This window comes from Methylobacterium variabile (assembly GCF_001043975.1).
In the GTDB taxonomy this organism is placed as follows: Bacteria; Pseudomonadota; Alphaproteobacteria; order Rhizobiales; family Beijerinckiaceae; genus Methylobacterium; species Methylobacterium variabile.
In genome coordinates this window covers 13,336-29,584 of the sequence record NZ_LABY01000012.1, presented here as the reverse complement: position 1 = coordinate 29,584, position 16,249 = coordinate 13,336, and the positions used below count along the sequence as shown (strand labels likewise).

Below are 16,249 nucleotides of genomic sequence, written 5' to 3'. Positions count from 1 at the left end.
GATCGACAACGGAGCGACACGCATCATGGAGCGTCTTCTCGTCCTCGCGCGCCACGGCCAGAGCGAGTGGAACCTGAAGAACCTGTTCACCGGGTGGAAGGACCCGGGCCTCACCGATCTCGGCGTCGAGGAGGCGCGGGCGGCTGGGCGGCGGCTCAAGGCGAAGGGCGTGCAGTTCGATGTCGCCTTCACCTCGGCCCTGACCCGGGCCCAGCGCACCTGCGCGCTGATCCTCGAGGAGCTCGGCCAGTCCGACCTGCCGACGATCGCCGACGCCGCCCTCAACGAGCGCGACTACGGCGACCTCTCGGGCCTCAACAAGGACGACGCCCGCGCCAAGTGGGGCGAGGACCAGGTCCACGTCTGGCGCCGCTCCTACGACGTGCCCCCGCCCGGCGGCGAGAGCCTGAAGGACACCGTGGCCCGGGTCCTTCCCTACACGATGCGGGAGATCCTGCCGCGGGTGATGCGGGGCGAGCGCGTGCTGGTCGCCGCCCACGGCAACTCGCTGCGCGCCCTCGTGATGGTGCTCGACGGGCTCACCACCGAGACGATCCCGGGCCTCGAGCTCGCCACCGGCGTGCCGCTGGTCTACCGCCTGAAGGACGACACGACCGTCGCCTCGAAGGAGATCCTCGACCGCGACTGAGCGCGGCGCGGGCCCTGCGCCCCGCGACCGGGGCGACGCGGGGCCCGCCCCCGGAGCCGGCGACGCGGTCCTGCCCGCACCGGAGCGGGCCTCCCGCGTGCCGGCCGCATCGATAACAAAGGATAAAGCAAGAGACTCAGCAGAATTGCTTCGTGCAATTCCACTCAAGGCGATCATCCGACCATACCGGAAAGAATGCGGCGAGTGCCTATTGCCTCCGTGATCCCGGGTCCCACCTGTCGTGACGCGGCGTGAGCCTCGTTGAACGGGCCGCGCCGCGCGGACCGCCCCCGCCCGGAGCCTGCGCGCGCGTTGACCGTGCGAGGGTCTCGCTTCGGCGAGGGGCTCGATTCCGGCAAGGGAGTGACAGATGGTCGACATGGATCGCATTACCGGCGCAGCCCGCGAGTTCGGCGGCAAGGCGCAGAGCGCCGTCGGCGACCTCGTGGGCGACCACCGCTCGCAGGTCGAGGGCCGCTTCCGCGAGGCGCAGGGGCGCGCCGAGGGCCTCGCCGGCGAGGCCCGTGACGCCGTCCGGGACTACGCCGAGACCGCCGCCGACTACGCCGAGGACGCCTACGACCGGGGCCGCCACGTGGTGCGGCGCGGTGCCCGCACGGTGACCCACGCCGTCGAGGAGACCCCGCTCGTTGCCCTGCTCATCGCCGGTGCCGTCGGCTACGGCCTCGCCCTCCTGGTGCACGGGCGCCGCTGAGCGCCCGCTCCCGTTCCAGAGGAATCTCGCCCAGAGGAGTCTCGAACCATGGCGCTCCGCCCTGCCTCCGCGCCCCCGCGGGACTCCGGCCATGCCGGGACCGTGCCGGTCGCCGACGACCTGCGCACCGTGATGCTCCACCGCCTGTCCTGGGGCGCGGTCATCGCCGGCGCCGCCGCCGCCCTGGTGGTGCAGCTCATCCTCAACCTGATCGGCGTCGGCGTCGGGCTCGCCGCGGTGAGCGCCACCGCCGGCGACAACCCGGAGGTCGGCACGCTCTCCCTCGGCGCGCTGCTGTGGTGGGTCTTCTCAGGCATCTTCGCGTCGGCGGCGGGCGGCTACCTCGCCGGCCGCCTCTCCGGCCGGCCGGGCGCCTCCACGGCGGGCTACCACGGCCTGGTCTCCTGGGTGGTGACGACCCTGGTGGTGGTCTACCTGCTGACCTCGGCGGCGAGCGGCCTCCTCGGCGGCGCCTTCGGGGGCCTCACCTCGGCCCTCGGCGGCGCCGGCCAGGCCGTCGGCGGCGCCGTGAGGACAGCGGCGGAGACCGCGTCCCCCGCGCTCGGCCAGGTCACCGACCCCTTCGCCGGGATCGAGCGCCAGGTCCGCGACGCCTCCGGCGGCCAGGACCCGCAGGCGCTGCGCGACACCGCCGTCCAGGCCGTGCGCTCGGCGCTGACCGGCGACGCCGCCCAGCAGCAGCAGGCCCGCGACCGGGCCGCCGAGGCCCTGGCCAGGGCGAAGGGCATACCGGTCGACCAGGCCCGCCAGCAGGTGCAATCCTACGAGCAGCAGTACCGCGAGGCCGCCGACAAGGCCTCCGCCCAGGCCAAGCAGGCCGCCGAGACGACCCGCAAGGCGGCCTCGCAGGGGGCGCTCACCGCGGCGGCCGCGCTGATCCTGGGGGCGCTGGCGTCGTACCTGTGCGGGCGCTCGGGCGCGGTGGCGTGAGCCGGCGCGGCGCCTCGCGCGATCCCGGTCGTGCGAGGCGCCGCCCGCGATGGACGGGCGCTCACCTCCCGGTCGCTCCGGGACGCGGCATCGGGGCCGGACGGAACGGCAGGGTGTCGGCGGCGAGTTGAAGGCAGGTCAGCAGGGCGACGTAGGACGGCGGGCCGCCGATCTCGTTCTCCTCACGGCAGTTCTGCCGATCCGCGGGCGGAAAGCTCGCCCACCGCCGCCGCAGGGTGCGCCGTGCCGCGCGCTCGTCGGACAGGCAGCTGCGGTAGCTCGCCGCGTCAAAGCGAGCCCCGGCGGTGCGCTCCAGTGCGCAGGTTCCGCTGAGGGAGAAGCGGGGAAAATCGGTGCCGCGCGCCGCCGCCGGGCCGGACAGCGCCAGCCCGACCGCGACGGGAACCAGGATCCGGCTTCGAGTCATGGTGGTCCTCTGACGTGGAATACCACCATTGCGGGAACCAGACCGACGGTCATTCTCCTTTGAGCGTCGCCAGGGCCCGATGCCTCGCACAACGGGCGGTTCCTGGAGCGTACCTCTCGGCGTCGTTCCCGGAGCCGGCATCCCGCGCGGCGAGCCGGGGCGAGGCGCCCCGGACCCGCAACGTGCCTACTTCGTGGACTTGCCGTCCGTCGCGGCGGCGCCGGGCTGCGCGGTCTTGCCGGCCGGCTGCGGAGATGCCTTCTGGGGCGTGCCCACCGCGTCGACCACGTCGAATCGCATCCCGTCCTCGGCCGTCTTCAGCACGGCGTTCGCCTCGTAGTACTTGCCCTGGCCGATCAGGGAGGCGGCCTGGCTCACGTCCGCCGCCGTCTTGTCGAGGGGGAGCGCGGCCATGATGAAGCTCACGCCGACATGGGCGAGCTTGAGCTTCTCGATCGCGCCCTTCTGATCGCCCTTGGCGAGGCTCTTGTTCGCTTCGGTCACGGCGGACGCCTTCTCGGGCGTCGCCGTGAAGTCCTCGCCGAGCGTCAGCTGGGCATCGACGGGGATCCAGGCGATCTGCGGCTTGGACGGCGGTTGCGCCGTGGCCGGCTTGTCCGCCGACGCCGCGTCGGCCGTCGCGGCCTTGGGCGTGCCTTTGGACGCGTCCTTGGCGACCGCCATGTCAGCCGGCGTGCGCAGGTCGGCTTCCGCCTTGGTGAACACGGCGTCGTCCGTCTTCGCCTTCGCCAGGGCGGCCTGGGCCTTCGCGATGTAGCTCTTCGCCTGGGCCGGGTCGGCGTCGAAGATGGCGATCCGGGCGAGATGCATGTCGCGGAACGCCTAGTCCCCGTCCTTCGAGAGCTTGCCGACGTCCCGGTCGACCGCCTTCTGCGCCGCGGTCTCCTGCATTCCCGCCGGCTTGGCCGCCTGCTCGGTGGCGTAGGCCGCACTGCCGAGGATCGTGGTGGCGACGAGGGCGGCGGCGATGGATTTCCGACAGGTCATCATGATGCCTCCTCTCAAGATCGATGCTGGTATTGTTCCATTGCAGCGTCATATCGACTACGTTTCAATAACACATCGCCGGCGTAGTCATTGCCTGTACGTCTCATTAAAAGCCGGTAATTCTGCAAGAGCTCCTGAGGAGCGGCATGGCCGTCGCGCCACTTGCCGGAGGAGCCGCCGTGCGGACGGGCCGATCCGCAGGCCGGTCGATCGTTGCCTCACCCAGCGTCATGGTGCGGCGCAACAAAAACGGCCTCGTCCCGTTGTCCCGCCATCGTGCGGGTGAGCGCGGGACCGTCCGCGATCCCCCGCCTCACCCTTGGGGAAGAACCGGAGGCTCAGCCGTGACGCAGTCATCGAGGGGAACGGCCTACACCGAGGCCGAACGCGAGGCCCGCGGCCTCGAAGGGCTGCTCCCCACTGCCGTCGAAACGCTCGAGCGGCAGGTCGAGCGGGTCCTCGGTCACCTCGCGTCGAAGCCCGACGACGTCGAGCGGTACATCTACCTGCAGGAGCTCAGCACACGCAACGAGACGCTCTTCTACGCCACCGTGATGTCCGATCCGGTGCGCTTCGTGCCGATTGTCTACGATCCGACCATCGCCGATGCCTGCCTGACCTACGGCCACATCTACCGCCAGCCTCAGGGCATGTACCTCCACCGGCACATGAAGGACCGGTTCGCCGAGGTGCTGCGCAACTGGCCGGTCCGGGACGTGCGCTTCATCTGCGTCTCCTCGGGCGGCCGCATCCTCGGCCTCGGCGACATCGGAGCCAACGGCGCGCCGATCCCGATCGGCAAGCTCCAGCTCTACACCGCCTGCGCGGCCGTGCCGCCGGCGGGCCTGCTGCCGGTCCATCTCGACATCGGGACCGCCAACGCGGCCCTGCGCGCCGACGCGCTCTATACCGGCCTGCGCGAGGAGCCGCCGGATTCCGACGAGGTCGACGCGGTGGTCGACGCGTTCATGGCCGCCGCGAACGAGGTCTTTCCCGGCGTCTGCGTGCATTTCGAGGACTGGAAGGGCGACGACGCGATCCGGCTCCTCGCGCGCTACCGGGATCGCTACCTCGTCTACAACGACGACATCCAGGGGACAGCGAGCGTGGCGCTGGCGGGGCTGCTCACGGCCCTCCAGATCAAGGGCGAGGCGCTCGCCGATCAGCGCATCCTGTTCGCGGGCGCCGGATCGGCCGGCATCGGCATCGCCGGGATGATCGTCACGGCGATGCGGGAGGCCGGCGCGAGCGAGGACGAGGCGCGTTCGCGCATCACCCTGTTCGACGTCAACGGCCTGATCGAGACGAGCCGGACGGACCTGAACCCGTCGCAGGCCCCCTACGCCCGCGACGCAGAGCCGACGCGCGACCTCGCCGAGGCGGTCCGGCGGATCAGGCCGACGGTGCTCGTCGGGGTCTCGACCGTCGGTGGCCTCTTCACCGAGGCGGTGGTGAAGGCCATGGCCGAGGCGTGCGACCGGCCGGTGATCTTCCCGCTCTCCAATCCGACCGACAAGGCCGAATGCACGCCGGAACAGGCCTATGGCTGGACCGACGGCCGGGCCCTCGTCGCCTGCGGCGTGCAGTTCCCGGACGTCGTGCGGGACGGCAGGACCTTCCACCCGGGGCAGGCGAACAACTTCTACATCTTCCCGGCGCTCGCGCTCGCGGTCTACGCGACGAGGCCCGAGCGCATCGACGACGCGATGTTCATCGAGGCGGCGCGCGCCACGGCCGACCAGGTCAGCCATGCGGAGCGCGGCGAGGGCATGCTGTATCCCCGCCAGGACAACATCCTGGAGACCGAGCGGACGACGGCGACGCGGGTTGCCGAGTCGATCTTCGCGCGGGGGCTCGCCACGGTGGAGCGCCCGCGCGACATCCGTGCCTTCATCGAGGCCATGAGCTACCGGCCGACCTACGCGGGCACCCGGGATTGAGGGCATCGGACCGCAGCGCGGTCCGATGCCCCGCCCTCGCGCGCTACTGCGCCGTCCAGCCGCCATCCACCGGCATGTTGATGCCGGTGATCTGGCTCGCCGCCTCCGAGCACAGGAACACGGCGATCGCCGCGACCTGCTCGACGGTGACGAACTCCTTGGTCGGCTGAGCCTTCAGCAGCACGTCGTCGATCACCTGCTCCTTGGTCAGGCCCCGGGCCTTCATGGTGTCGGGGATCTGGGCCTCGACCAGCGGCGTCCAGACGTAGCCGGGGGAGATGCAGTTGACGGTGATCTTGTGGGTGGCGAGTTCGAGGGCGGCGGTCTTGGTCAGGCCCGCGATGCCGTGCTTGGCCGCCACGTAGGCCGACTTGTAGGGCGAGGCGACCAGCGAGTGGGCGGACGCCGTGTTGATGATCCGGCCCCAGCCGCGCTGCTTCATGCCGGGAATCGCCGCCCGCATGGTGTGGAAGGCCGAGGATAGGTTGATCGCGATGATCTGGTCCCACTTCTCGACCGGGAATTCCTCGATCGCCGAGACGTACTGAATCCCCGCATTGTTGACCAGGATGTCGACCGCGCCGAATTCCCGCTCGGCCTCCGCCACCATGGCGGCGATCTCCTCGGGCTTCGTCATGTCGGCGGCGGAGTACTGGGCCCTGACGTGGAACTCGGCCTCGATGCCGGCCCGCTCCTTCTCGATGGCGTCGGGCTTGCCGAAGCCGTTGATGACCACGTTGGCGCCGTGCTGCGCCAGGGCCCGCGCGATGGCGAGGCCGATGCCACTCGTCGAGCCGGTGACGAGGGCGGTCTTGGATTGCAGCGACATGGTACGGTCTCCTCGGGCCGGGACGTTCAAGCCAGGTAGTCGTGCAGCACGTGGCCGTACGGCAAGGTGAAATCGACGATCTGGTGGCGGCCGCGCACGATCCGGCGCACCGGCAGGTCGGCGACGCGGCAATTGACGTGCGGGATCAGGTGCAGCCGGGCCTCGCCCTCCCAGGCGCCGTGGACCCGGATGTCCTGCAGCCGGTAGCCGACGAGCTGGGCCACCTTCACGCCGCCGTCGACGTCCGGGATCAGCTTCAGGTTGACGTTGAGCTGGCCGATCCCGTCGCGGACCTTGTCGAGCTGGTCCTCCAGGCTGCGGTGCTTGTAGGTCATGGTGCCCATCGCCACCCGCTCGTCGTCGTAGTGCAGGGTGCCGGTGAGCGTGTCCTTCGTCAGCTTGAGGCGCGGCACGCCGTACTTCTTCGGAAAGCCCCAGATCTCGCGGCCGGCGGTGATCGGCGGCTCGTCGTCGAGGTACATCTGGACCGAGTAGTTGCAGGGCTCGCCGTTATACGTCGCGACGATGGCCGAGCCGCTCTCCTCGTAGTCGCCGAAGCCGGAGGAATCCGGCATCTTCATCCACTCGTAGTAGGCAAGGTTGCCGGGCGCCGGCTCGAGGGGCTCGGGGAGGGCGGCCCGCAGGGCGTCCGGGTCGGTCTCGTAGGTGATGATCAGGTACTCGCGCCGGATGAACCGGTAGGGCCCGTGTGGGTAGCTCGGGCTGAAGGCCGGCATCGAGGGGGCGCTCAGGATCTCGTCGCGGGTCATGCGGCGTTCCTTCTCGGCTCCTGGGGGGCGTGTCCCGGCGCGGCGGAGCCCGCGCCCGGGGTCAATCCCGCGCGTCGCGGGTGAGGTCGAACACGCTCACGCCCGCCTCGGGCCGGCAGCGCTCGATCCAGCGGCGGTGGCGCAGCGAGCGGCGCACGTCGTTGCGGCCGGCCTTCCAGTGCTCCAGCATCGTGGCGCGCGAGAACTCGTAGTCCTTGGCGTCGCTCTCGTAGTTCTTGGCTCGGTAGATCAGCTGGAGGATCGTCACCGCGTTCTGGTGGCTCACCTCCGACAGGAAAGCCACGTCCGGGTCCTGGCGCAGCTCCGGCGGCAGCTTGGCGGCGAGGCGCCGGAAGGCGGTCTTGGCCTTGTGGATCTCGATCTGGTCGTCGGTGTTCAGCCGGGTGCGGCTGGAGTAGCGGATGTCCTTCTCGCGCTCGGACGCCTCGGACAGGGTGCGGGGCAGCGGCCCGCGGGCGCTGAACAGGTCGACCTGGAACACCGCGAGGTCGCGCAGGCGCTCCTCGTCGAGGACGTATTGCAGCGGCGTGTTCGAGACGATGCCGCCGTCCCAGTAGTGCTCGCCGTCGATCTCCACCGGCGGGAAGCCCGGCGGCAGGGCGCCCGAGGCCATGATGTGCTCGGGCCCGATCCGGTCGCGGTGGTTGTCGAAGTAGACGAAGTTGCCGGTGCGGATGTTGACGGCCCCGACGCTGAGGCGCGTCTCGCGCCGGTTGATGCGGCCGAAGTCGATCAGCGTCTCGAGGGTCTGACGCAGCGGCGTCGTGTCGTAGTAGCTCAGGGCCTGGGGGGCGCCCGCCGGGTAGAGGGCGGCCGGGGGCCAGCGTGGCGCGAAGAAGCCCGGCACGCCGACCGCGGCGCCGAAGGCCGCGCTCCAGGCGTTGAACACCTCGCGGGCCTGCTCGCCGGGCCACCAGGGCGACACGGTGATGGCCGAGGACACCGTCTCCCAGAAGGTCCGCAGCCGCTCGACCCGCCGCCCGGGCGGGTTGCCGGCGATGAGCGCGGCGTTGATCGCCCCGATCGAGATGCCCGCGACCCAGTCCGGAGGGAGGGCGGCATCCTGCATCGCCTCGGCGACGCCGGCCTGGTAGGAGCCGAGGGCGCCGCCGCCCTGCAGCACCAGCACCCGGCACTCGTCCCGCTGCGACTGATCCGGCTCGTCCATGGGTCCTCCGCGCACGAATCTCGGCTGTAAGATGATGCTGCACTGCCGCGAGACAAGTCTTCCGCCCGTGCGCTTCCGGCCAGGGGGCGGGCGGCGACCCTGCGGGCCGGTGCCCCGGGTTGACACGGGCCGGCCCCTCCGCCAAGCCTCCGCGCCGCCCGGTCCCGGGTTCCCGGGCGGGCCGACCGCTGCGCCCGCAGGGTTTTCTCCAGTCTCCGCAGGGTCTTGCCCCGCACCCTCCGCCGAAGCCCTCGCGACGCCGGCCCGACACAGCACAGGACCCGATGCGCTCCTACCTCGACTTCGAAAAGCCCGTCGCCGAGCTCGAGGCGAAGCTCGAGGAGCTCAAGGCTCTCGGCGACCGCGACGGCGCGGTGGCGATCAGCGAGGACGTGGCGCGGCTGGAGGCGAAGGCCGCGGCGGCCCTGGCCGAGCTCTACGCCGGCCTGACTCCCTGGCAGAAGACCCAGGTCGCCCGCCATCCCCAGCGGCCGCACTTCGTCGATTACTGCGCCGGCCTGATCCAGGAATTCCAGCCGCTCGCCGGCGATCGGGCCTTCGGCGAGGACGAGGCGGTGGTCGGCGGCTTCGGCCGCTTCCGCGGCCGGCCGGTCTGCGTCATCGGACAGGAGAAGGGCGCCACCACCGAGGCCCGCATCCGGCACAATTTCGGCATGGCCAAGCCCGAGGGCTACCGCAAGGCGGTGCGGCTGATGGGGCTCGCCGGCCGGTTCGGCCTGCCGGTCCTCACCTTCGTCGACACGGCCGGGGCCTATCCAGGCATCGAGGCGGAGGAGCGCGGCCAGGCCGAGGCCATCGCCCGCTCCACCGAGGCCTGCCTCGGCCTGCCGACCCCGAACGTCACCGTGGTGATCGGGGAGGGCGGCTCGGGCGGCGCCATCGCGCTCGCCACTGCCAACACCGTCCTGATGCTGGAGCACGCGATCTACAGCGTGATCTCGCCGGAGGGCGCCGCCTCGATCCTGTGGCGCGACGCCGGCCGGGCCCAGGACGCCGCCACCGCGATGAAGATCACCGCCCAGGACCTCCTGCGCCTCGGCGTCATCGACGGCATCGTGCCCGAGCCCACCGGCGGCGCCCACCGGGACGGCCAGGCGGCGATCCGGGCGACCGGCGAGGCGATCGCGAGCGCCCTCGAGCCGCTGTCGGCCCTCGACGCGGACGCCCTGCGCGACCGCCGGGCCCAGAAGTTCCTGGAGATCGGCCGGAGCCTGTAGAGGTAGCCGGATCCGCTTGTCCCGCGACGGATCTGACACCCTCCTGGTCATCCCGGGGCCGCGCAGCGGAGACCGGGATGACCAGGAGGGGGGCAGGAAGGTCGCGGGAGCCGGTCGAGAGGCGCGCTCTGCCGGAGCATGAATGCTCCCGTCCCCGTCTTCCACAGCCCCGCACCACCCCCATACCCCAGACACAACCCGGCCTTCAATTTGCCGAAGACGGGGCGGATGTCTTCGCGGGTGAACCCCGTGACGCCGTGCGCCGGCTTGCTTGCCCGACGCGCCTGTTGAACGGATCCCCGCAATCTTAACCGTTCTTGCGGTAAGAGCCGGGTAAGTTTAACGAAGCTATGGGGTTGGGGAGACCGGTCCGCGGCGTCAGGGTGCCGGCGGTCCGACGGGTGAGAAGGCGGGGTTCCCATGGTGCGTCTGGCGAGGCGTCTGACGATGCGTCCGGTGCTGGCGGCGAGCGGGCTCGTCGTCGCGCTGTCCCTCGGGGCCTGCCAGGATGCGGGCTTCTCGGCCGCCGGCTCGGCCCGCGCCCGCGAGCCGATCCCCCCGAAGACGGTCGCCCTGATGGCGACCAAGAACATGTCGCCCCGCGACCCGATCCTGATCCGCGCCTTCAAGAAGGAATCGGAGATGGAGGTGTGGAAGCGCGGCACCGACGGCCAGTACGCGCTGCTCAAGACCTTCCCGATCTGCCGCTGGTCCGGCCAGCTCGGGCCGAAGATCCGGGAGGGGGACCGTCAGGCGCCCGAGGGGTTCTACACCATCTCGATGGGCCAGATGAACCCGAACTCGTCCTACTACCTCTCCTTCGACACCGGCTATCCCAACGCCTTCGACCGCGCCAACGGCCGCACCGGCAGCTACCTGATGGTGCACGGCACCTGCTCCTCGGCCGGCTGCTTCGCCATGACCGACGAGGCGATCTCGGAGATCTACGCCATCGCCCGCGAGGCCTTCGCCGGCGGCCAGCGCGCGTTCCAGTTCCAGTCCTATCCGTTCCGGATGACCGCGCAGAACCTCGCCAGGTTCCGCAACGACCCCCACATCGGCTTCTGGAGGAACCTCAAGGAGGGCTCGGACTACTTCGAGACCCTGCGCGAGGAGCCGCGGGTCGGCGTCTGCGGCACCCGCTACGTCTTCGGCGGTCAGGATGCGGCGGCCGGCGCCTGCAACCCGAAGGTCGATCCGGTCGTCGTCGCCAAGCGCGAGAAGGACGAGCAGGAGGTGGCCGAGCTCGTCGCCAAGGGCACGCCGGCGACCCGCCTGGTCTACCAGGACGGCGGCCAGCACCCGTTCTTCCGCGAGACCTCGCCCAGCACCCAGCTCTTCGCCGAGCAGGCGCAGCCGCGGCCGAACATGGGCACCATCAGCCGTCCCGAGGCCCTGGCGGCGGCGCCGCAGGAGATCGCCATCGAGCCGAAGGTGAAGCCGGTCCTGCTGGCCAAGAACGAGCGGGCCAAGCCCGGCGCCGGCAAGCCGACGGCGCTCGCCTTCGCGGCGCCGGCGACCGATCCCGCGCCGATCCCGACCCGCGAGGCCGCGCAGGCCGCGGCCGCCCCGGCGGCCCCGATCACCGTGGCGAGCGCGGACGGCGACGCGTCGAGCTATCGCAAGCTCCTCGGCAACCTGTTCGGCGGCGCGCCGGCGGCGCCTCCGGTCGCCCCGGCGGCCCTGCCGGCGGCCGACACCACCGCGCCCGCCGTCGCGGCGATCTCGCCGGCCGCACCCCTGCCGAAGAAGGTCACCGCCCGGCTGCACCCGACCCCGGCCGCCCATCCGGTCGCCGCTGCCGCCAAGGTCGACGCACCGAAGACCGACGCGACCAGGCCCGTCTCCGCCAAGGTGGAGACGAAGCCCGCCGCCAAGGCCGGCGACGCCAAGCCGGCCGAAGCCAAGCCGGCCGACGGCAAGGCGCCGGAGGCGGGAAAGCGGACCGAACTCCCGAACCGCCCCCGCGTCGCCGCCTCGCAGCCGGCGAACTGAGGCCGAGCGGCGGTCATCGCGCCGCCGGCGGCCGCACGGCCTCCCGCCGCCCGAGGGACAGGACCAGGGCGCCGGCCAGGGTCGAGGCCACGGAGCCCAGGATGACCCCGAGCTTCGTCTCCGTGTCGAATTCCGGCGTATCCGCGAAGGCGAGGCCGCCGATGAACAGGCTCATGGTGAAGCCAATGCCGCAGAGCAGCGCCACCCCGTAGATGTGGCGCCAGTCGGCGCCGGCGGGCTTCCGGGCCAGGCCGGTCCGCACCGCGAGCCAGACGCCGCCGAGGACGCCGACCTGCTTTCCCACGAACAGCCCCGCCGCCACCCCCAGGGTGACGGGAGCGAGCAGCGCCGCCGGCGTCAGCCCCGCGAGCGAGACGCCCGCATTGGCGAAGCCGAAGACCGGCAGGATCAGGTAGGCGACCCAGGGGTGGAGCGCGTGCTCCAGCCGGTGAAGAGGCGATTCCCCGTCATCCGGCCGACCAGGGCTCGCCCGCAGCGGGATCGCCAGCGCCAGGACCACCCCCGCCACGGTGGCGTGCAGCCCTGAGCGCAGCACCAGCAGCCAGAGCACGGCGCCGAGGATCAGGTAGGGCCCGAGCCGGCGCAAGCCGACGCGGTTGAGGGTCGCCAGCATCGCCACCACGGCGGCGGCGAGGCCGAGCATCGGCCAGGACAGGTCGGCGGTGTAGAACAGCGCGATGATCACCACGGCGCCGAGGTCGTCGAGGATCGCGAGGGCGGTGAGGAAGACCTTGAGCGACACCGGCACCCGCGAGCCGAGCAGCGCCAGCACCCCCAGCGCGAAGGCGATGTCGGTGGCGGCAGGGATCGCCCAGCCGCGCAAGGTCGCCGGGGAGGACCAGTTGATGGCAGCAAAGACGAGGGCCGGCGCCAGCATGCCGCCGAGGGCCGCGACGCCCGGCAGCGCCCGGGCCGGCCACGTGCGCAAGGACCCGTCCAGGATCTCGCGCTTGATCTCGAGCCCGACGAGCAGGAAGAACACGGCCATCAGGCCGTCGTTGATCCAGTGCAGTAGGCTCAGCGGCCCGATCTTCGCGTGCAGCGCGCGGTCATACACGTCGCCGTAAGGGCCGTTGGCGACGATGAGCGCGAGCACCGCGCTCGCCACCAGGACGAGGCCGCCGCCGGCGCTGCTGACGATGAGGCCGCGCAGGGCGGAGAGCGGGCGCGGCAGGCGCCGGGGGGAGGGGGCCGGTTGCATGGCGCCCCGCGTGCCAGGAATCCTGAGCTGGATCAACGCAGGGAGCGCGGCTCACCCCCGCCCCAGAGCCGCCCGCACCAGCTTCAGCGCGTCCTCGCTCGCCCACTCCGCCGGGCCCTTCATCACGCCGATCGCGCAGCCATTGGGGTCGATCAGGAAGGTGGTGGGCAGGCCGACGACCTCGCCGCTCTTCTGCAGCACCGGCAGCGCCCGCCCAGCCGGATCGGCATAGTAGGCGAGGCGCGTGATCCCGTTCTCCTTCATCCAGAGCGGCGGCCGGTCGAGGTTGCGGGTGTCGAGGTTGAGCGCCACCACCTCGAAGTCCTGACCGCCGAGGGCGCCCTGGAGCCGGTCGAGTGCCGGCATCTCCGCCTTGCACGGCGCGCACCACGTCGCCCACAGGTTCAGGAGCACGGTGCGGCCCTTGAGGTCGGCGAGCGTGCGCGACTGCCCGTCCGGCCCGGTGAAGGTGATGTCGGGCGCCGGCTTCGGACTGGAATCGACCTGGAGCGCCGCGACCTCGCCGCGGGCAAGCGGCGCGACCCGGGCGGCCGTGGCCGGGCCGAGCGGGCAGGCGCCGCCGTTGCTCCCGCCCGCACTCCCGTATAGGGCAGCCCCGAGGCCGAGGACGGCGACGAGCCCCCCCGCGACGAGGGCGAGGCGGGCTTTTCGCGAGGATGCGAGACGAGGTGAGGACATGAGCAACCGGATGTGGGGCGGGCGCTTCGCGAGCGGCCCCGCCGAGATCATGGAGGAGATCAACGCCTCCATCGGCTTCGACAAGCGCCTCGCTCCCCAGGACATCCGCGGCTCTCTGGCCCACGTGGCGATGCTGGGCAAGGCGGGGATCCTGCCGGCCGAGGATGTGGCGAAGATCGAGGCCGGGCTCAAGACCGTCCGGGACGAGATCGAGGCCGGCTCGTTCGAGTTCCGCCGCGAGCTCGAGGACATCCACATGAGCGTGGAGAGCCGTCTGCGCGAGATCGTCGGCCCGGCGGCCGGGCGGCTCCACACCGCGCGCTCGCGCAACGACCAGGTCGCCACCGACATGCGGCTGTGGGTGCGCGACACCCTCGACGCCCTCGACGGCCAGGCCGCCGACCTGCAGCAGGCCCTGGCCGAGCTGGCGCTCACGCATGCCGGCACGGTGATGCCGGGCTTCACCCACCTGCAGTCGGCCCAGCCCGTCACCTTCGGCCACCACCTGCTCGCCTATGTCGAGATGCTGGCCCGCGACCGCGGCCGGTTCCGCGACGCCCGCGCCCGCCTCAACGAGTGCCCGCTCGGCGCCGCCGCGCTCGCCGGCACCTCGTTCCCGATCGACCGCCACGCCACCGCCGCCAGCCTCGGCTTCGACCGGCCGACCGCGAACTCGCTCGATTCGGTGGCCGACCGCGACTTCGCCCTCGAGGCGCTCTCGGCGGCGGCGATCGCGGCGGTGCACCTGTCGCGGTTCGCGGAAGAGATCGTGGTCTGGACCTCGGCCCAGTTCGGCTTCGTCAGGCTCTCGGACCGGTTCACCACCGGCTCCTCGATCATGCCGCAGAAGCGCAACCCCGACGCCGCCGAGCTGGTTCGGGCGAAGTCCGGCCGGATCATCGGCGCGCTGTCGGGCCTGCTCATCGTCATGAAGGGCCTGCCGCTCGCCTATTCGAAGGACATGCAGGAGGACAAGGAGGGCACCTTCGACGCGCTCCAGACCCTCTCGCTCTGCCTCGCCGCCATGGCCGGCATGGTGCGCGACCTCGAGCCGGTGCCGGAAGTCCTGAAGGTTGCGGCCTGCTCCGGCTACGCCACCGCCACCGATCTCGCCGACTGGCTGGTGCGCGAGCTCGGCCTCCCCTTCCGCGACGCTCACCACGTGACGGGCCGCCTCGTCGGCGAGGCCTCGTCCCGTGGCATCGGTCTCGAGGCGCTTCCGCTCGCGGTGATGCAGGCCGAGGAGCCGCGCATCACCGACGCGGTGTTCGCGGTGCTCGGGGTCGAGAACTCGGTGCGTAGCCGCACCAGCTACGGCGGCACCGCGCCGGATAACGTCCGGGCGCAGGCCGAAGGCTGGCTGAAGCGGCTCGCCGGCGAGGCGGCCTGAGCGTTTTTCACGGCGCTCATCCTATCCAGAACCTCGTCCCCAGGGCCTGTTCGACCTGGGCGACAGACATGACACCAACCTGGTCATTCCGGGGCCGCGAAAGCGGAGCCCGGAATTTAGATCCGCAGGCGATGCAGGAAGAAGCTGACATGGGTCCGCTTCACCCTCTCCCACCTGAGTGTCTGGATCCCAGGCTCCGCTTTCGCGGCCCCGGGATGACTGTGCGGGTGTCAATCGCGTCAGGGACATCGACCGGCTCTCAGCATGCGGTCGCGGGTGGGATGGGGCCGGTGCGTATGTTAGTTCCTGTCGGCATCGAACAAGCTCGACCATTACGGGAGGAAACACCATGGATCTCGGTCTCAAGGGCAAGCGCGCCCTCGTCCTGTCGTCCAGCCGCGGACTCGGCCGCGGCATCGCCGAGGCCCTGGCGGCCGAGGGCGCGGACGTGCTGCTCACCGCCCGCACGGCCGAGCGCCTGGACGAGGCGGTGGCGGCGATCAACGCCCGCGGCCAGGGCCGCGCCCACGCCTTCGCGGGCAGCCTGAAGGAGAACGTCGAGGCGATCTACGCCGCCGCCCAGGAGCATCTCGGCGGGGTCGACATCCTGGTCGCCAATACCGGCGGTCCGCCGGCCGGCACCGCGCTCACCGTGCAGCCCGAGGCCTGGACGCCCCAGTTCGAGGCGATGGTGACCCCGGTCTTCCGCCTCGCCGGGCTTGTTTTGCCGGGCATGCGCCAGGCTGGCTTCGGCCGCATCCTGGTCGTCGCCTCGAGCGGCGTCGAGCAGCCGATCCCGAACCTCGTGATGTCGAACGCGCTCCGCGCCTCGATCGCCGGCTGGGCGAAGACGCTGTCGGCCGAGGTCGCGGCGGACGGCGTCACCGTCAACATGATCCTGCCAGGCCGGATCGAGACCGACCGCACCGGCGAGCTCGACACCGCCAACGCCAAGGCGCAGGGCAAGTCCCGCGAGGAGATCGCCGAGGCCGCGCGGGCGGCGATCCCAGCCAAGCGCTACGGCAAAGTGCAGGAATTCGCCGACGTGGCGTGCTTCCTGGCCTCCGAGCGGGCCTCCTACGTCACCGGCAGCATGATCCGGGTGGACGGAGGCGCCGTTCGGTCGATCTGACGAACGAGGCGCGACGGTTCTCGTCTCGCTTCCTCCCTTTCCCGGATCTCCTTCCGCTTCGCTGCAGTCGTCCGGGAAAGGGGATTGGGAATCAA

The 16,249-nt window shown here is 71.5% G+C and carries 16 protein-coding genes; 8 read left to right on the top strand and 8 right to left on the bottom strand.

Features of this window, described 5'->3' with window-relative positions; all coding sequences use genetic code 11:
• The first annotated feature begins 25 nt into the window (after positions 1–25).
• The 3 genes from VQ02_RS01940 to VQ02_RS01930 all read left to right on the top strand — a co-directional run bounded on the left by VQ02_RS01940 (position 26) and on the right by VQ02_RS01930 (position 2,315).
• A complete protein-coding gene (locus tag VQ02_RS01940) occupies positions 26–649 on the top strand; it encodes a 2,3-bisphosphoglycerate-dependent phosphoglycerate mutase (protein ID WP_048442469.1) in 624 nt (207 codons plus the stop codon).
• Positions 650–1,019: 370 nt separating this feature from the next.
• Positions 1,020–1,364, top strand: a complete 345-nt coding sequence (locus VQ02_RS01935; protein ID WP_048442468.1) for a CsbD family protein — start codon at positions 1,020–1,022, stop codon at positions 1,362–1,364.
• 48 nt (positions 1,365–1,412) lie between these two features.
• Positions 1,413–2,315, top strand: coding sequence for a PhnA-like protein (locus tag VQ02_RS01930; RefSeq protein WP_048442467.1), 903 nt, complete (start codon positions 1,413–1,415; stop codon positions 2,313–2,315).
• 61 nt (positions 2,316–2,376) lie between these two features.
• Here the strand turns inward: VQ02_RS01930 and VQ02_RS01925 are convergent, their stop codons facing one another.
• From VQ02_RS01925 to VQ02_RS38930, 3 genes are all read right to left on the bottom strand, one after another.
• Positions 2,377–2,742 (bottom strand): hypothetical protein, encoded by a 366-nt coding sequence (locus VQ02_RS01925; protein WP_048442466.1) that lies wholly within the window; start codon positions 2,740–2,742, stop codon positions 2,377–2,379.
• Positions 2,743–2,928: 186 nt separating this feature from the next.
• Positions 2,929–3,573, bottom strand: a complete 645-nt coding sequence (locus VQ02_RS01920; RefSeq protein ID WP_245239596.1) for a YfdX family protein — start codon at positions 3,571–3,573, stop codon at positions 2,929–2,931.
• Positions 3,574–3,585: 12 nt separating this feature from the next.
• Complete coding sequence (locus tag VQ02_RS38930; RefSeq protein ID WP_245239595.1) at positions 3,586–3,753, bottom strand: hypothetical protein; 168 nt, start codon at positions 3,751–3,753, stop codon at positions 3,586–3,588.
• A gap of 341 nt (positions 3,754–4,094) precedes the next feature.
• Between VQ02_RS38930 and VQ02_RS01915 the strand changes: the two genes are divergently transcribed.
• Entirely contained in the window at positions 4,095–5,690 is a 1,596-nt protein-coding gene (locus VQ02_RS01915; RefSeq protein ID WP_048442465.1) for an NAD-dependent malic enzyme, read from the top strand.
• A gap of 43 nt (positions 5,691–5,733) precedes the next feature.
• Here VQ02_RS01915 and VQ02_RS01910 read toward each other — a convergent pair whose 3' ends face one another.
• The 3 genes from VQ02_RS01910 to VQ02_RS01900 form a co-directional block, all read right to left on the bottom strand.
• On the bottom strand, positions 5,734–6,519 hold the full coding sequence (locus VQ02_RS01910) for a 3-hydroxybutyrate dehydrogenase (protein ID WP_048442464.1): 786 nt from the start codon (positions 6,517–6,519) through the stop codon (positions 5,734–5,736).
• Positions 6,520–6,545: 26 nt separating this feature from the next.
• Entirely contained in the window at positions 6,546–7,289 is a 744-nt protein-coding gene (locus VQ02_RS01905) for an acetoacetate decarboxylase (protein ID WP_048442463.1), read from the bottom strand.
• A gap of 61 nt (positions 7,290–7,350) precedes the next feature.
• The gene (locus VQ02_RS01900; RefSeq protein ID WP_048442462.1) at positions 7,351–8,478 is read right to left on the bottom strand and encodes a patatin-like phospholipase family protein; all 1,128 of its coding nucleotides are present in this window, start codon (positions 8,476–8,478) and stop codon (positions 7,351–7,353) included.
• Between the two features lie 284 nt (positions 8,479–8,762).
• Between VQ02_RS01900 and VQ02_RS01895 the strand changes: the two genes are divergently transcribed.
• Both VQ02_RS01895 and VQ02_RS01890 read left to right on the top strand, forming a co-directional pair.
• Positions 8,763–9,716 (top strand): acetyl-CoA carboxylase carboxyltransferase subunit alpha, encoded by a 954-nt coding sequence (locus tag VQ02_RS01895; protein WP_048442461.1) that lies wholly within the window; start codon positions 8,763–8,765, stop codon positions 9,714–9,716.
• Between the two features lie 447 nt (positions 9,717–10,163).
• Positions 10,164–11,711 carry a L,D-transpeptidase family protein gene (locus VQ02_RS01890; protein WP_048442460.1) on the top strand — a complete coding sequence of 516 codons (1,548 nt, stop codon included), beginning with the start codon at positions 10,164–10,166 and terminating at the stop codon, positions 11,709–11,711.
• A 13-nt stretch (positions 11,712–11,724) separates the two neighbouring features.
• Here VQ02_RS01890 and nhaA read toward each other — a convergent pair whose 3' ends face one another.
• Positions 11,725–12,933 (bottom strand): Na+/H+ antiporter NhaA, encoded by a 1,209-nt coding sequence (gene nhaA, locus VQ02_RS01885; protein ID WP_048442459.1) that lies wholly within the window; start codon positions 12,931–12,933, stop codon positions 11,725–11,727.
• A 51-nt stretch (positions 12,934–12,984) separates the two neighbouring features.
• Positions 12,985–13,632, bottom strand: coding sequence for a thiol:disulfide interchange protein TlpA (gene tlpA / locus VQ02_RS01880; RefSeq protein ID WP_048442458.1), 648 nt, complete (start codon positions 13,630–13,632; stop codon positions 12,985–12,987).
• Here tlpA and argH point away from each other — a divergent pair.
• Positions 13,631–15,022, top strand: a complete 1,392-nt coding sequence (gene argH / locus VQ02_RS01875; RefSeq protein WP_048442457.1) for an argininosuccinate lyase — start codon at positions 13,631–13,633, stop codon at positions 15,020–15,022. The genes tlpA and argH overlap by 2 nt on opposite strands.
• A gap of 349 nt (positions 15,023–15,371) precedes the next feature.
• On the top strand, positions 15,372–16,154 hold the full coding sequence (locus tag VQ02_RS01870) for an SDR family oxidoreductase (protein WP_048442456.1): 783 nt from the start codon (positions 15,372–15,374) through the stop codon (positions 16,152–16,154).
• Positions 16,155–16,249 lie beyond the last annotated feature (95 nt).

Excerpts from the sequence above, each read along its gene's own strand:
- VQ02_RS01940 (WP_048442469.1), top strand. The coding sequence starts at position 26 with ATGGAGCGTCTTCTCGTCCTCGCGCGCCACGGCCAGAGCGAGTGGAAC.
- VQ02_RS01935 (WP_048442468.1), top strand. The coding sequence starts at position 1,020 with ATGGTCGACATGGATCGCATTACCGGCGCAGCCCGCGAGTTCGGCGGC.
- VQ02_RS01930 (WP_048442467.1), top strand. The coding sequence starts at position 1,413 with ATGGCGCTCCGCCCTGCCTCCGCGCCCCCGCGGGACTCCGGCCATGCC.
- VQ02_RS01925 (WP_048442466.1), bottom strand. The coding sequence starts at position 2,742 with ATGACTCGAAGCCGGATCCTGGTTCCCGTCGCGGTCGGGCTGGCGCTG.
- VQ02_RS01920 (WP_245239596.1), bottom strand. The coding sequence starts at position 3,573 with ATGCATCTCGCCCGGATCGCCATCTTCGACGCCGACCCGGCCCAGGCG.
- VQ02_RS38930 (WP_245239595.1), bottom strand. The coding sequence starts at position 3,753 with ATGATGACCTGTCGGAAATCCATCGCCGCCGCCCTCGTCGCCACCACG.
- VQ02_RS01910 (WP_048442464.1), bottom strand. The coding sequence starts at position 6,519 with ATGTCGCTGCAATCCAAGACCGCCCTCGTCACCGGCTCGACGAGTGGC.
- VQ02_RS01905 (WP_048442463.1), bottom strand. The coding sequence starts at position 7,289 with ATGACCCGCGACGAGATCCTGAGCGCCCCCTCGATGCCGGCCTTCAGC.
- VQ02_RS01900 (WP_048442462.1), bottom strand. The coding sequence starts at position 8,478 with ATGGACGAGCCGGATCAGTCGCAGCGGGACGAGTGCCGGGTGCTGGTG.
- VQ02_RS01895 (WP_048442461.1), top strand. The coding sequence starts at position 8,763 with ATGCGCTCCTACCTCGACTTCGAAAAGCCCGTCGCCGAGCTCGAGGCG.
- VQ02_RS01890 (WP_048442460.1), top strand. The coding sequence starts at position 10,164 with ATGCGTCCGGTGCTGGCGGCGAGCGGGCTCGTCGTCGCGCTGTCCCTC.
- nhaA (WP_048442459.1), bottom strand. The coding sequence starts at position 12,933 with ATGCAACCGGCCCCCTCCCCCCGGCGCCTGCCGCGCCCGCTCTCCGCC.
- argH (WP_048442457.1), top strand. The coding sequence starts at position 13,631 with ATGAGCAACCGGATGTGGGGCGGGCGCTTCGCGAGCGGCCCCGCCGAG.
- tlpA (WP_048442458.1), bottom strand. The coding sequence starts at position 13,632 with ATGTCCTCACCTCGTCTCGCATCCTCGCGAAAAGCCCGCCTCGCCCTC.
- VQ02_RS01870 (WP_048442456.1), top strand. The coding sequence starts at position 15,372 with ATGGATCTCGGTCTCAAGGGCAAGCGCGCCCTCGTCCTGTCGTCCAGC.